This is a genomic window from Comamonas granuli NBRC 101663, assembly GCF_000739995.1.
Taxonomy (GTDB): Bacteria; Pseudomonadota; Gammaproteobacteria; order Burkholderiales; family Burkholderiaceae_C; genus Simplicispira; species Simplicispira granuli.
Map to the genome: position 1 here is coordinate 208,537 of NZ_BBJX01000001.1, position 13,991 is coordinate 222,527.

Annotated in this window: 11 protein-coding genes; 8 read left to right on the forward strand and 3 right to left on the reverse strand. The window is 68.4% G+C overall.

Annotated features, from left to right (window positions below; genetic code table 11):
- Nucleotides 1-251 precede the first annotated feature (251 nt).
- Genes CGR01S_RS00960 through CGR01S_RS00970 form a run of 3 tightly spaced genes read right to left on the reverse strand, consistent with a single transcriptional unit; the run spans nt 252 to nt 4,944 of the window.
- The gene (locus CGR01S_RS00960; protein WP_042421462.1) at nt 252-1,622 is read right to left on the reverse strand and encodes a tetratricopeptide repeat protein; all 1,371 of its coding nucleotides are present in this window, start codon (nt 1,620-1,622) and stop codon (nt 252-254) included.
- A gap of 7 nt (nt 1,623-1,629) precedes the next feature.
- Nucleotides 1,630-3,597: a CHASE2 domain-containing protein gene (locus CGR01S_RS00965; protein ID WP_042421464.1), complete on the reverse strand. Its 1,968-nt coding sequence runs from the start codon at nt 3,595-3,597 to the stop codon at nt 1,630-1,632.
- Nucleotides 3,598-4,944 carry a FecR family protein gene (locus CGR01S_RS00970; protein WP_084690502.1) on the reverse strand — a complete coding sequence of 449 codons (1,347 nt, stop codon included), beginning with the start codon at nt 4,942-4,944 and terminating at the stop codon, nt 3,598-3,600. It abuts the gene before it with no gap.
- A 138-nt stretch (nt 4,945-5,082) separates the two neighbouring features.
- Between CGR01S_RS00970 and CGR01S_RS00975 the strand changes: the two genes are divergently transcribed.
- The 8 genes from CGR01S_RS00975 (at nt 5,083) to CGR01S_RS01010 (ending at nt 13,902) form a co-directional block, all read left to right on the forward strand.
- Entirely contained in the window at nt 5,083-5,745 is a 663-nt protein-coding gene (locus tag CGR01S_RS00975) for a Crp/Fnr family transcriptional regulator (RefSeq protein WP_217997520.1), read from the forward strand.
- 54 nt (nt 5,746-5,799) lie between these two features.
- Nucleotides 5,800-6,606 carry an ABC transporter permease gene (locus CGR01S_RS00980; protein ID WP_042421469.1) on the forward strand — a complete coding sequence of 269 codons (807 nt, stop codon included), beginning with the start codon at nt 5,800-5,802 and terminating at the stop codon, nt 6,604-6,606.
- Nucleotides 6,596-7,807 (forward strand): ABC transporter ATP-binding protein, encoded by a 1,212-nt coding sequence (locus CGR01S_RS00985; RefSeq protein WP_042421471.1) that lies wholly within the window; start codon nt 6,596-6,598, stop codon nt 7,805-7,807. Before CGR01S_RS00980 ends, CGR01S_RS00985 begins: the two co-directional genes overlap by 11 nt.
- A 35-nt stretch (nt 7,808-7,842) precedes the next feature.
- The gene (locus CGR01S_RS00990; protein WP_042421473.1) at nt 7,843-8,814 is read left to right on the forward strand and encodes a GNAT family N-acetyltransferase; all 972 of its coding nucleotides are present in this window, start codon (nt 7,843-7,845) and stop codon (nt 8,812-8,814) included.
- Nucleotides 8,811-9,551 carry a hypothetical protein gene (locus tag CGR01S_RS16825; protein WP_042421474.1) on the forward strand — a complete coding sequence of 247 codons (741 nt, stop codon included), beginning with the start codon at nt 8,811-8,813 and terminating at the stop codon, nt 9,549-9,551. Before CGR01S_RS00990 ends, CGR01S_RS16825 begins: the two co-directional genes overlap by 4 nt.
- A gap of 95 nt (nt 9,552-9,646) precedes the next feature.
- The gene (locus tag CGR01S_RS16095) at nt 9,647-11,713 is read left to right on the forward strand and encodes a methyltransferase domain-containing protein (protein ID WP_169742441.1); all 2,067 of its coding nucleotides are present in this window, start codon (nt 9,647-9,649) and stop codon (nt 11,711-11,713) included.
- Nucleotides 11,691-12,809, forward strand: coding sequence for a glycosyltransferase family 2 protein (locus CGR01S_RS01005; RefSeq protein WP_042421477.1), 1,119 nt, complete (start codon nt 11,691-11,693; stop codon nt 12,807-12,809). Before CGR01S_RS16095 ends, CGR01S_RS01005 begins: the two co-directional genes overlap by 23 nt.
- Before the next feature lies 1 nt (nt 12,810).
- Entirely contained in the window at nt 12,811-13,902 is a 1,092-nt protein-coding gene (locus CGR01S_RS01010; protein WP_042421479.1) for an acyltransferase family protein, read from the forward strand.
- Nucleotides 13,903-13,991: the final 89 nt, after the last annotated feature.

The window sequence follows — 13,991 nt, forward strand, 5'->3', positions numbered from 1 at the left end:
CCACCCTCCATGACAAGTCAGCTCCGGCATTATCACACGCACCTCCATCAAATGATGCTGTGCGCGCGCAACGCTTTTAGCAAACTTGGATCGGACTGTACGTGACCATGTGCCGTGCCTCAAGTGATGGCGGTCACACGTTTCTTGCGATGCCTGGGCGATGGAGCGGTTTGTTGCCGTTACACAACAGAACAGCTTCAAGTGGCACATGAAGTGTGCGCCGCAAACTGCAAGCGCCACAGCGGCGCCGCTTACCACTGCGTGCGCAGCGCTATGTAGGGACCGTGGCTTTGCAGGCGGAACAGCTCCAGGCTGGAGCGCTGGTGCACCCATTCCGCCCCTACAGACCATTGCCAGGCCTGGCGCAGGGTGAACTGGTATTCCAGCCGCGCGGTCTGGCGCTGCAGCGTGCGCACCGCGCCCTGGGCCAGCAGGGGGCTGTAGCCGGTGGCGTCGCGGTAGTGGCTGGCCTCGGCGTCCAGCAGCAGGCCGCTGGCGGCGGCACTGCGCCACCAGGGCGCCAGGGGCAGGTAGGCCGCCAGGCGCACACTGTACTGGTGCTGGTTGCCGCCGGGGCGGTCGGCGTGCTGCGCGGCGTCGAGCCCCGCGCGGACGCTGGCCAGCCACTGGGCGCCGTTGTCGCGTTCGCACGCCAGGCTGGCGGCAGCACCCAGGTAGTGGCCGGTGAGTACGGCATTGGTCTGGTGCTGGCGCTGCTGCAGCTCGCCGCCCACGCGGCCCTGGCACTGGCGCAGGGGACCGGTATGCCACTGCTGGGCCAGGCCGACCGTGGCTCCCAGCGATACATAGCGCGCACCCGCCTGCGCCTGCAGCAGCCCCAGGGCCGCCCCGGCGTAAGGGACGGCGGCACCCAGGCCGGTAGCCGGGGGGCGGTATTCGGCCTGGATTTCAGCCATGTGCGTGCCCGTGCCGTTGGCCGAGGGGCTGCGGCGTGCACGTACGCTGGCGAGCACGTCCCAGCGGCTGCCGTCGGCGCGCTGGCGGCGCATTTCCAGTTGCCAGTCGGCACGGGCGTAGATGCCGGCGCGCGCCTGGTAGCTTTCGTCGAGCGGCAGAATGACGGGCTGCCCGCCGATGGTGACGGAAAGCGCGCCGAGGTTGGGCGCGCCGCCCAGGTTGCTGTCGTACCCCAGGCGGGCAGCGACGCTCATGCGCCGCTGCCAGCCCGCATCGGGCGGGGCGGCCAGGGCCTGGCGCTGGGTTTGCAGGGCCAGGCGCAGGTGCGGGGGCAGGCTGGTCTCGGCGAGCAGTGCGTCGAGCATGGCCTGGGCAGAGGCCGTGTCGCCCACCCCGGCCAGGGCAACGGCGTAGTCCACGCGCGCCTCCTGGAGGGCGGGGTCGAACATCAGGGCGCGCTCCAGGTGGTCGCTGGCTTCGCTGTAGCGGCCTGCCTGGATCAGCATGCGCCCGAGCGCCGCCAGGTAGGCGGGGTTGCGCTGGCAGGCGCCGTGCACGGCCATCCAGGCGGCAAGGGCCGCGTCACCCGTGCCCGCGGGGAGTTCGGCCAGTGCGGGGCACGCTGCCGTGCCCTGGGGCTGCGGCTCTGCCTGGGCATGCGCTGCGGCCTGCATGCCCAGCAGGGCGGCCAGCGCAAGAAACACCCGGGTATCAGTACGGCGTGTCTGCGCTGAGCGGATAGGCATAGATATGGTGGGGCACCCGCATGCCGTCCAGCAGGAAGGTGCCCATGGATTCAAGGTCTACGCCCCCAACCTGCCCGGCCAGGCCTTCGCCCACAAGGATGGGGTGCGCGAGTTCGGCCGTCATGCCCACGAGGCGGCTGGCAATGGTGACTGTGCGCCCCATGACCATGTGCGTGCGCCGGCTGGCCAGGCCGAAGGAGCCGGCCATGGCCAGGCCGGTTTCCACACCGATGCCGAGCGACAGCGGCTCGAGCCCGGCGGGGGCGGGGTCGGGCAGTACGCCCTTCATGGCGGCCAGCAGATCCACCGCGGCCTGCAGGGCCTGTTGCGCGTGGCTGGATGCCGGGGGGCTGCTGGCGGCGCGGGCGGGGGTGTCCTGGGGGGTGCCATTCCAGACGGCGATGATGGCGTCGCCCTGGAAGGCCTCGATGACGCCGCCGTGGCGCTCGATCACCTGGGTGGCCGTGGAGAAGAACGCATGCAGCACGGCGGCAGCCTCTTCGGGCGGGCGGTTTTCGCAGTAAGCGGAGAAGTTGCGGATGTCGGCAAACAGTACCGAGACCTGCTGGGTGCTGGCGCGGATGGCGCTGGACGGGCTCTGGTACACCAGGGCCGCTGCCACCGGGGCGGGCAGGTAGCTGGAGAGGTGGGTGTAGAGCTGGTCGCGGTCGATGCGGCTGCGGGCATGCTCCAGGATGCCTATGGCCGAACCCGCCAGCACCGTAAAGAGCGCGGGCGAGACCCAGCCGACCCAGAGCGAGAAATGCGTGAGCAGCACCGCATGGATCGCCCAGAGCAGCAGGGCCCAGCCGCTGGCCACCAGGGGCAGCAGGTAAATGGGAAAGCGATGTGCCACGGTCTGCTTGCCTGCGGTCCGCGGGCGGTAGCGCAGCAAGAGGATGACGCCCACCCCGGCCAGGGCCGCCAGCGCTTGGCCCAGGGCCTGGGCCCGGGGGGTGTAAGGGGTACGCCCGTCGATGAGCGCGGTCATGATCTGCAGGTGGGCCTGCAGCCCGGAGCTGAAGCCACCATAGGGGGTGGCGATGGAGTCGTTCAGGCCGAAGGCACTGCTGCCTACCAGCACCCAGGCGTTGCGCAGCAGCCCTTCGGGGGTGCGCCCGGCCAGCACGTCGGCAGCAGAGAGGCTGACGAAGCTATCGGGGTGCTGGAGCCAGGAGACGCGCAGGTCACCCCGCTCATCGAGGGGAATGGGCGCCGTGAGCTGCGGCGCCTGCAGGCTCCAGGCGGGCTCCAGCCAGCCGGTGCCGCGCTGCAGCGCCACAGAGCCCGCCCCCGTGGCCTGCATGAGCGCAGCGATGCCCAGCGCGGGGTAGGCCTTGCCGCCATAGCAGATGACGGCGGGCTGGTGGCGCACCACGCCATCGCTCGCAACGCGGGGGGTGATGTGCCCGGTGAAAGGGGTCTGCAGGGCTGCGATGTTGCCCAGGTAGCCCGTGGCTTCGGCAAACGGTGCCGGGCACCCGGCCCAGGCCAGGGCGCCGGCAAGCTGGCCGGCCGACGTCGGCGCGCCCTGCTCCAGAGCAAACACCTGGGCCAGTACGGGCTGGTGCTGCTGCACGGCACGGGCCAGGATTTCGTCGCCCGGGCGGCTTTCAGAGAAGACGACGTCGAGGACCTGCTCGCGCACACCGGCCCGCGCCAGCTGCTCCAGCAGCCGGGCCTGGGTGGCGCGCGGCCAGGGCCATGGGCCGATTTCACGCAGGCTGCGTTCGTCGATGTCCACCACGATGACGCGGTGCTCGGCCGCATGCTGGGCCGCACTGCGCCAGACGAAGTCACCCGCACGCTCCTCGGCCTGCCGCAGCACTCCTGGGGCCAGCCACTGCAGCAGCCCCCAGACGAGGGCCGCTCCCACCAGGCCGAACAGTGCTGCGCCGTGCCGCGTGAGCCAGCGCGCTTGCGAGGAGGCCAATCAGCGTCCCCAGAGCGTGACGCCCGTCAGGCCGCCTGCGGGAAGGGTTTTCTCGAAGAAGTACCCGGCTTCCCGGCGGTCGTTGGACAAGGCTCCGGCAACAAAGGCGTCGCCCCCGCGGGACTGGAAGATGCCACCGGGCAGCACGGCACCCTGGGCACCGACCGATTGCGCGCCAAGCGGCGCGCTGGACAGGCGCAGGGTGGTGGCAAAGGTGGCGCGGGAGAAGTCCACGCTCAGCGTACCCCCGTCCACCTGCACGGCCTGCGCCATGGATGGCGGCAGGCCTTCAGGCCGCAGGCTGGCAACGCCCGCCGTGAGCCGGAAGCTGGCGCTGCCTTCGGCCTGTGCGGCGGATGCCGAAGCCAGAGAAGCGGGCTCGCGGAACAGGCCATAGACGCCGTTGCCCACGGTGCTTTCGCGGTTCAAGCGCGCTTCTTCGAAGGATTTGCTGAACTGATCACCCTCCCAGGGCTGGGCAAAACGCCCCCAGACGAGCTGGCCAGGATGGGGCTGGGCCAGCGCGGCCACGGTGGCACCACGTGATTCGCTCATGGCTGCCTTGTCGGCCGCAGTGTCGCCATGCGCGTCGGAAGCCAGGGTCTTGCCGCGCTGCAGGTCGGCTGACGCGAGCACGGTAGAGCGCGTGCGGCCCGCGGCCAGCGCCTCGGTGGGCACGAGCTGGGCGCTGGCGTGCTGACGGCTCATTTCGAGCATCTGGCCCTTCATGTCCTCGGAGAGCATTTTCTCGCCGCCATTGAGGCAGGGGCCCAGCGTGGCCTGGCAGCCGCCCGCCAGCGGAGCCATGAGCACGGCGCCGGAATACACGGACACCAAGGTGCTTTCAGGGCCGGACTGAACGATGAAGTCGGTGCCCTTGACGCCAATGGCGGCCATGGGGGTGTTGAGCCGGAAGCGGTCGCGTGCCGCCTCGCCCCAGGAGCCGGTGATGGAGCGCACCACGCCTTCGTCAAGCCGGAATTTGATAGCGCTCAGGGCGGGTTTGTCGCTGGAGTGGGCATAGCTTTCAATATGCAGTCGGCTGACGGGGCGCACGCTCACGCGGGCGCCATCGACGAAGCGCAGGTGCACATGGCCGCCAGCGCCGGTTTCAATACGGTCACCCACGCGGATGGCAACGCCCTTGTCTGCGGGCGCAGCCTGACCCGTGGCACTGATGATGCGCGCCGAGCCAATCACCAGGGTGGCCTCGCCCACGACGGGGGCCTGGCCATCGCCAGAGAGGGCACGCACTGGCGTGGAGAAAGCGAAGGCGCTGATCGCAAGCATGACCGCCGCCCGGATGGAGAGGGAGGAACGATGATGGTTGGTGGACTTCGGGTTCATGGCTGTACCTGTAACTCAAAGAATTGTCGCACTTCCCGCTGCTGCGGCATGTGCGCCCCGTCACACGCGGTTGGCACGGGGTGACGGATACACTCGGACCGAATGCCGGTATCGCTTCATTTACTGAGCCAGTTTCCTTTGCTGCAGCCTTTGCCCCAGGAGGTACTGGAGCCCCTCTCCGCACAGATGTCGCTGCGCTCGTTCGAGCGCCGGGCGGTGGTCATGTCCAAAAACGATACACAGCCAGAGCTGGGTTTTTTGGTGGATGGGCGGCTGCAGGGGGTGGACTTCACGGTGGACGGGCGCAGTGTAGGGCTGTACTTCGTGGATCCAGGCGATTATTTCGGCGAGCTGTCGGTGGTCGATGGCCAGGCCGCCGCGGAGCACGTGGTGGCGGCCACCAAGTCCACCGTGGCGCTCCTGGGCGCGCAGGCCGCCCGGGCGCTGATCTCCCAGCACCCGGATCTGGCCTGGACGGTGATGATGCGGATGGCCCAGCGTGTGCGCTCGGTGATTGCGCAGCGCACGCTGCTGGGGCTGCCCAACCCGTTCCAGCGCCTTTGCGTGCTGCTTTTACAATTGGCGCAGTCCAACGCGCCTCATGGCCAGGCGGTCGATCAGGTGCCCACCCACCAGGAGCTGGCCATCATGATCAACGCCAGCCGCGAGACCGTGACGCGCGCCTTTCACGTGCTGTTCCTGCACAAGGTGCTAGAGCGCGAGGGCAATACCCTGAAGCTGGTGCAACCCGACTTCTTGAAGGATGTTGCCGAAGGGCGCGCCGCCCCACCCAAGGCCTGAGAGGCTGCGAGGCTGAATCCCTGGCCTGAGTATCCGAAGGCCAGACTGACACTCATGGAGCATTCCATTCTTTCCTACCTCGTGCCCTGGCGCCATGCGGGCCTGATCCGGCAGTTTGCCGCGCGCGAGATCGCAGCCCGCTACCGCCAGTCTTGGCTCGGCACGCTCTGGGTGGTGCTGACGCCCTTGCTGCTGCTGTGCGTGTACACCGTGGTGTTTCGGCATGTCTTCAAGCTGCGCTGGGGAGGCGCCGACGAGTCAAACCTGGCATTCGCCCTGCGCCTGTATGCGGGGCTGGCGGTGTTCAACTTCTTCTCGGAGTGCGTGGTACGCGCGCCGCGCCTGGTGCTGGACCAGCCGCATCTGGTCAAGAAAGTGCTGTTCCCCTTGGAGATCCTGCCCTGGGTGAATGCCCTGGCGCAACTGGTGCATCTGGGCATCGCAGCGCTGCTTCTGGTGCTGTTGACCGCAGCCAGCACGGCCAGCGTGCCCGCCAGCGCACTGGCCCTGCCGCTGGTCTGGCTGCCGCTATTGCCGCTGTGCGTAGGGCTGGGCTGGATACTGGCTGCCGTGGGCACCTACGTGCGGGATGTGGGGCAGGTGATCGGGCTGGTGCTGAGCCTGCTGCTTTTTGTCAGCCCGGTGTTCTTCCCCGTCGAGGCGCTGCCGCCCAGCGTGCGCGGCTGGGCCCTGCTCAACCCCCTGGCGCTGACCATGACGCAGACGCGCGAAGTGCTGCTCGCAGGCCATTGGCCCGACTGGTCCGCCCTGTGCCTACAGGCGACGGGTTGCGTGCTGCTGGCAGTAGCAGGGGCGGTCTTCTTCCGCACGACGCGCAAGGGGTTCGCCGATGTCGTCTGAGCTGGCCATTGCACTGCAGCAGGTGGGCAAACGCTACGCCCTGTACGACAAGCCGAGCGACCGCCTCAAGCAGTTGCTGTGGGGACGTTGGCGGCCCTACCAGCGGGAGTTCTGGGCACTGCAGGATGTGAGCTTCGAGGTGCGGCGCGGGGAGGTGGTGGGCATCGTGGGCCGCAATGGGGCCGGCAAGTCCACCCTGCTGCAATTGGTATGCGGAACGCTGGAGGCCACGAGCGGCAGCCTGCAGGTCCACGGCCGGGTGGCGGCCCTGCTGGAGCTGGGCGCCGGCTTCAGCCCGGATTTCTCCGGGCTGGAGAACATCTATATCAATGCGGCCATCCTGGGCCTGTCACGCGCGCAGGTGGATGCCCACCTGGACGGCATCCTGGCTTTCGCGGACATCGGGGAGTTCATCCACCAGCCGGTGAAAACCTACTCCAGCGGCATGTTCATGCGGCTGGCATTTGCCGTGGCCACGAGCGTGGAGCCGGACATCCTGGTGATCGACGAGGCGCTGTCGGTGGGCGATGGCGCATTTGCACGCAAGTCGTTCGACCGCATCATGCGTCTGAAGGATGCCGGCAAGACGATCCTGTTCTGCTCGCATTCCATGTACCAGGTGGAAGCCCTGTGCTCGCGTGCGCTGTGGATCGATGCCGGCCGCTTGCGTATGGATGGCAGTGCGGCCGATGTGACCAGCGCCTACGGCGCCAGCCTGAATGCCGGGGTGGCGGCAGAGGATGGGCAGGCCCTGCCCTTGGCTGCAGCGGGCACGGGATGCGGCCGCATCACGCGGGTTGTTGCCGAGGTTGATGGCCAGCCGGTAGCGCCGGGGGCGCCGGCCTGCGTGGAGTCGGGTGTATCGGAGCTGCGCCTTACGCTGGAGTTCCAGATGGATCCGGCACTGCCCGCGCCAGCGCTGGCCCTGGGCATTTCCGACAGCAATACGCTCACGGTAGCCAGCGCCACGACGCACAATGACGGCGTGGCAGTGCATATGGATGGACAAGGCCTGGGCCAGGGAACCATTGTTTTCGAGCGCTTTCCCTTGCTCAAGGGACGCTACAGCGTCACGTGCTTTCTGGTCAGCGAGGATGCGATCCATGTGTACGACCAGGTGGAACGCAGCATCCTGATCGAGGTACGCCAGCAGGGCTTGGAACAGGGACTGGTGCGTTTGCCGCACCACTGGGTGGTATGACGGCGCCCACGAACGCTGCGGCACCAGCCGCCAGTATGCACGGCCTGCAGGTGCGTGCCTTGCAGCCCGCGGACCGCGATGCGCTGCTGGCGCTGCACCGCGCGGTGTTTGCGTCGGAGGTGGATACGCGCTGGTATGACTGGAAGTATGACGCAGGGCACGGCTGCGGCTCGGGCGCCTGGGCAGATGGCGCCCTGGTGGCGCATTGCGGCGGCATTGCACGCACACTGTGGCTTGCCGGCCAGCCTACCGCGGGCCTGCAGATCGGGGACGTGATGGTGGAGCCGCGCTGGCGGGGCATCCTGACACGGCGCGGGCCGTTCTTCCATGCCTCCAGCCATTTCTACAGCTCGCAGATCGGCACCGGCAAGCCTTTTGCGCTGGGGTTCGGCTTTCCCGGCGAGCGGCATTTGCGCCTGGCCACCAAGGTAGGACTGCTGCGCGACGGCGGCGGCATGCAGGCGCTGCACTGGCATACGCAAGGCGTGGATGCGCTACCGCGCTGGGCCTGGCGCTGGGAGCCTCTGGAGCCGCAGTCTGCAGGTTTTGCGGCGGCCGTGGACCATGCCTGGCTCAGCATGCAGCGCGCAACGGCGGCACTGGCGCTCGGCGCACGCGGTGTGGACTATGTGCGCTGGCGCTTTGTTGAACGCCCAGGCCGAAAGCACGGCTTCTTTGCCTTGCGCAGGCCCTGGTCCCGCGAGCCAGCGGGAATTGCCGTGCTGGATGTGGATTCCAGCGATGCCGCGCTGTGGCTGGACTGGATCGGCCCGCCCAGCTTGATGGCGCTGGCCAGCCGCGCCTGCCGCCACGAGGCCGCCAGGCACGGTCGCCAGCGGCTGGAGCTGTGGTGCACCGACGCCGTGGCGCAGGTGCTCGCGCCATCGGGCCTGGCCCACCGTGCAGAGGTACTGCGCCTGGGGATTGTGAATACATCGGTGCTTGATGCAGATACCACGGCGGGCTTGCACTGGTGGCTGACAGGCGGGGATACGGACTTTTTATGAGCAAGGTTTTGGCTGCCACGGAGAAGCTGGCTTTCGTCGCCTGTGTGAGCGACGTGGAGGTATTGCAACGCTGCCTGCTGGCCTCACCCTGCATCGCGCAGGGCCGTTGGTCGCTGCAGGCGTTCTTCAATGCCCGGGATGCAGCCGGTGCATTCAACAGTGCGCTGGCCGCCACGCCCCCAGGCACCTGGCTGGTATGGGTGCACCAGGATGTGCTACTGCCCGAGGGCTGGGACACCCGGTTCCTGCAGGCGCTGGCGCAGGGAGTGCAGCAGTTCCCTCAGGCCGTGGTGGCGGGCGTCTATGGCATCAGTGGCCGGGGCGCCGTGGCACGTCGCGCAGGCCATGTGCTGGACCGCGGCACCCTGCTGCGCGAGCCGTGCCCCCTGCCCTGCCTGGCCGACAGCCTGGACGAGCTGCTCTTTGCGGTGCAGGCAGGCCACGGACTGACGCTGGACCCGGCGCTGGGTTTCGACTTCTACGGGACCGATGTGGTTCTGCAGGCGCAGTCGCGAGGGCTGCAGGCGCTGGTGGTGGATGCCTACTGCGAGCATTGGTCGAACACGCCGACGGGGCGGGTGATTCCCGCTTCGCTGGCACGCCGCATCCAGGCCAGCGGGACGGCATTCGAGCGCAAGTGGGCCCACCGGCTGCCGGTGCAGACCTCCTGGCTCGCGGTGGAGCGCCCCGGCGACGTGGACCGGTTTCTCGCCCAATTCGAGCTTCGCCAGCCATGACGGTGCTACGCCGCATTTTTCAGCGTTGGCGCCCTGGGGTGTGGCGCTGGGTGCAGGCTTTGCACCATATCGATTTCGCCTGGGTGCTTCCTGCCATGGCACGCCTGCCGCTGGCCTGGGGATACCGGCTCGCAGAGTGGCGCGGGCGGTTGAATGCGCGCACAGGCCGTGATTGGCGCTCGATGGCGCTGGGTATGCGCCATGTCCAGCGCCAAGCCCTGGCGGGCTACCACCTGCTGCCGGTGCAGGCCAGCGATGCGCAGCGCCTGCTCTGGAGCCGGGAACGCTTCGTCGTGGAAGCGCGCGATGAATTCGAGGCACGGCTCACCGCGGCAGGCCGGCTGGCCGCATTGCGCTGCCGGCATGTCTTCCCCCCTGGGGGGAGCTTTGCCGGCGTGGCACCGGAACGCAGACGTGGCCTGCTGTTGCTGACGCCGCATTTCGACAGCTTTTTCCTGGGCGTGGCGTTTGCCGCGCGCGGCGGCGCCAAGGTGAACCTGATGTCTTCCGCGGTAACGCACGATGCGCGTGTGGACCGTGCGGTGCAGCAGCATTTTTCGGCCAAGTACCGCGGCCTGGAACCTTATCTGAATGGCGGCCGTGTGCTGGACATGGAGGCCGGCATCCGCCCCTTTTACCGCATGCTGGAGCAGGGCGAGGCATTGGTGGTGCTGGGCGATGCGCCGGTGCTGCCGCAGGGCGTTGCCACGCAGGTGGATTTTCTCGGCGCGTCCCGGCTGTTGGCAGGCGGGGCCTTGCGCATGGCGCAAAAGGCGGACTGCGACCTGGGGGGCTACATCTGCCGCATGGAGCGCCCCGGGGAGTACGTGATGGAATGGTGCGAGCCCGGCCCGGCCAACGACCCGGAGACGGTGCGCCGTGTCTATGCACTGTTCACACGCGCGATCGAGCAATCGCCCGGCCATTGGTGGGCCTCCGATTTGCTGCCAGCGATGCCGCCCTGCCCACCCCGAGCGCCCGCATACCATGTGCTGGCATTCACCGATAGCCCCCTGGAGGGCTCGGCCGAGCTGAACTTCGGCCTGCGTGCGCTGCAGCGCCAATGGCCTGGAGCGATGGACGGCGGCAGCACGCGCTGGCACATGGCCCGCCATGACACGGCCCCGCCACTGGCAGCCTTCCTGGAGGATGCGGACACAAGCCACCTGCTGGTCGTGCTGGACCCGGCGGTGCTGGGCACCGCCGACTTGCCGCTCCTGCTGGCGCAGTGCCTGGATGCCTGCGGCGAAGCCGTATGCGCCGTTGCCGAGGACGCGCGTTTTGCCGTTAACGAGTGGGCGCCGGACTACATCACGCAGGCGGATTTCGAACGCTATGTGGCACGCCGCGGCCACCTGCCAACACACGCCCCGACACGCCCGCCGGAGCCGCCCAGAAGGCCTTTGGTCTACATGCTGCGGCTCGACCGGCTGCGCGCCCGCGACCCGCGGCCCGCCGCCTGGGACGAGCTGCCACAGGCGCTGGGCAGCGCCACGGTGCTGGCTCCGCGTGCTTTCGTGCACGGGTATGCCGCCTACCAACAAGGCAGCCGGTCCGAGATGCTGGACATGCTGCCCGAGGGCGTGCAACGCCTGCTGGATGTGGGGGGTGGCGAGGGAGGCTTTGTCCAGGCATTTCTCCGGCAGCGCGCAGGGGCGGCCCTGCTGGTGGAGCCCGGCACCCAGGCCGCACGCAGGGCCCGGGAGCGTGGCCTGGAGGTGTTCGCCGGCCCGATCGAGCAGCTCGATCCGGAAAGCGTGGGTCGGTTCGATGCCATCAGCTTTCTCGACGTTCTGGAGCACCTGGAGGAACCCTTGCCGGCGTTGCGACAGGCGCGCGCACTGCTGGCGCCAGGCGGCGTGGTCCTGGTCTCCGTGCCCAATCTGGGTTACTGGTCCGTGGTGCGGGACTTGGCGGGCGGCCGGTTCGATTACCTGCCGGTCGGCATTTTGTGCCGTACGCACCTGCGCTTCTTCACGCTGCGCAGCCTGGAGGAATTGCTGGCCGATGCGGGGCTCGAGATCGTCCGCTTGCGCCGCCACACGCCCGCCCCCTCGGTAGAACAACGGCAGTTCGTGCAGGCGCTGGAGGCTGCGGGCCTGCCTTGTGACCACGATAGTCTTGCCACGGAATCCTTGCATGCACTGGCCCGCGCGCGTTGACATCGTGGTGGTGAACTACCACAGCGCCGATGATGTCTGCACCGGCCTGGAAGCGCTGGGCACCTGGCCGCACGGCGCCATCTGGGTGGTGGACAACAGCGGCGACGCGAGCGAAGCGCAGGCGCTGCGGGCCATGGCGAGCCGGCGCGCCGAGTGCACGGTGATCGACGCGGGCGCCAACCTGGGTTTCGCTCGCGCCTGCAATCTGGCGCTGTCGCGCTCGTCGGCGGAATATGTGCTGCTGCTCAATCCGGATGCACGGATCACGCAGGCGCACCTGGAGGTGATGCTGCAGACCATGGTGCGCTCGCCCCGCCTGGCCGCGGTTTCGCCCGCCACGTACTGGAATGCCGAGATGAGTTTTGTGCTGCCCCGCCCCAGCGCGCAAACACCACTCGCCCACCTGGGCCACGTGGCGGCCACCTGGTGGCCGCGCGCAACACGCATGCTGGCCGAGCACGGCGTACGGCGCACCCAGAAGGAAATGGCTGGGGGTACCGCCGTGCCGGTGGATTTCCTGGCAGGGGCCGTGCTGCTATTGCGGCGCAGTGCAGTGGAGGCAGCCGGCGGCTTGTTCGACCCCGGGTACTTCATGTTTTTCGAGGATGCGGATTTATCGCTGCGTCTGCGACGCGCGGGCTACGCGCTGGCTTTGGTCCCGGCCGCCCAGGCCATGCACCACTACCGCCACAAGCCATTCAAGGCGGCATTGATGGCACAAAGCCAAATGCACTATTTCAGCCTGCGCCACCGCTGGTACCTGCGGCTGAGCGGCGGACTGCGCGGTGTGGAACGGTGTGCGCGGCCCGTGGCCGCGCCCGCCTGGTATCCGACCCTGGGCACCCTGGCAAGTGCGCAGGCATTTGCCGCCGCCACCGGGGGCGCCCGGGTGGAGGCGTTCAGCCCTTCGCCATTGATGATGCCGGCCATCGCGCGGCCCAGCCATCATGCAGGGCACGGTTTCACACCCGAGGAATGGGCCTTGCTGGAGCCCGGCGCCTATGTGGCATGGCTGACGGAGGGGCGGCGCGGGCGCTGGGTACACTTCGTGCGGAGCAGCCCTGAGGAGCCGCTTCCCACGCCCCCGACCCGCTGACATGTCCCCTGAAAATCTACCCAGCCAGCGCGAGGATCCTGTCATCGAAATGCTGCGCGGGCTTGCCGCATGCATGGTCGTGGGGACGCACTACGCGTCCATGGTGGCTGCGCACCCGGGCCTATGGGGTTTCGCGAGTACCGGGGTCGATCTGTTCTTCGTGCTCAGCGGCTATGTGTTCGCGCCCTACCTGCATGGCCGCCCTCTGGCAACCCTGCCGCACCTGGTGCGCCGTTTCTTCCGCCTCGTACCGCTGTACTGGACCGCCCTGGCCTGCTACCTGCTGCTCAGCACCTTGCAGGGGCGAGATCTCCTCTACGTAGCTGAGCACTTCTTTTTCCTGCACACGGCACGTTCTCTGGAAATCGCCACGTACTACAACTCCGCCTTCTGGAGCCTGCCCCCCGAAGTCGAGTTCTACCTTGTCCTGCCCATACTGGCCTGGGCGGCCACGCGCTGGCGCCTGGCCTGGGGGGCGACGCTGGCGGTGGCCATGCACCTGGCTCTTGTGGCGGCCGCTGACCCCGCCAGCCAGGCGGTGACCGCCCGTGCCATCGCCACCATCCATCTGCCAGGACTCTTGTGCGAATTCGCGCTCGGCGCCATGGCCTGGCATCTGGTGCAAACCGCTCCGGGGGCGGGGCAGCGGGCGTTGCGCCTGGCGCTGGGCCTGTTGGCCCTCGCAGCAGCCATGGCGCTGTTCCATGTCTTCGTCGCAGATACGGGAGCCCAGCGCGACCCGGCCCCCCTCTGGATTGGCGGCAATATGGGCCTGCTGGCTGCCACAGCCTACGCTTTGCTGGTCAGCGCCGTGGCTGGCGCGCCGGGCGCTGCCGGGCGGGTTCCGCTGGCGGCGTTCTGGTTCTGGCTGGGGCAGTGCAGCTATGGTGTCTACCTGCTGCACAACGCCAGCCCCCAGGCACTTCAGCTTCTGGGCTGGAAGCCACAGGGGTGGGCAGGCATTCTTGCCTGCATTGTGCTCACGCTCGGCGCGGCGTGGACGGCACACAAGGCGATCGAGCGCCCCATGCGCGCCTGGGGCCGGCGGATCAGCCTGCGCTGGCACGCGCGGCCCCGGCCTGCACAAGGTTGAGTGCGCCTCCGCCTGGGCCGCCGCCAGCGCAATGGGACAATACCGGCTTCATCCCATGGGTTGCCTGGCCGCAGCCCTGATTTCTCACC

What these genes read in the sequence shown, in the direction of transcription:
- CGR01S_RS00970 (WP_084690502.1), bottom strand. Translation starts at nt 4,944, where the DNA reads ATGAACCCGAAGTCCACCAACCATCATCGTTCCTCCCTCTCCATCCGG.
- CGR01S_RS00980 (WP_042421469.1), top strand. Translation starts at nt 5,800, where the DNA reads ATGGAGCATTCCATTCTTTCCTACCTCGTGCCCTGGCGCCATGCGGGC.
- CGR01S_RS00985 (WP_042421471.1), top strand. Translation starts at nt 6,596, where the DNA reads ATGTCGTCTGAGCTGGCCATTGCACTGCAGCAGGTGGGCAAACGCTAC.
- CGR01S_RS00990 (WP_042421473.1), top strand. Translation starts at nt 7,843, where the DNA reads ATGCACGGCCTGCAGGTGCGTGCCTTGCAGCCCGCGGACCGCGATGCG.
- CGR01S_RS16825 (WP_042421474.1), top strand. Translation starts at nt 8,811, where the DNA reads ATGAGCAAGGTTTTGGCTGCCACGGAGAAGCTGGCTTTCGTCGCCTGT.
- CGR01S_RS16095 (WP_169742441.1), top strand. Translation starts at nt 9,647, where the DNA reads ATGGCACGCCTGCCGCTGGCCTGGGGATACCGGCTCGCAGAGTGGCGC.
- CGR01S_RS01005 (WP_042421477.1), top strand. Translation starts at nt 11,691, where the DNA reads ATGCACTGGCCCGCGCGCGTTGACATCGTGGTGGTGAACTACCACAGC.
- CGR01S_RS01010 (WP_042421479.1), top strand. Translation starts at nt 12,811, where the DNA reads ATGTCCCCTGAAAATCTACCCAGCCAGCGCGAGGATCCTGTCATCGAA.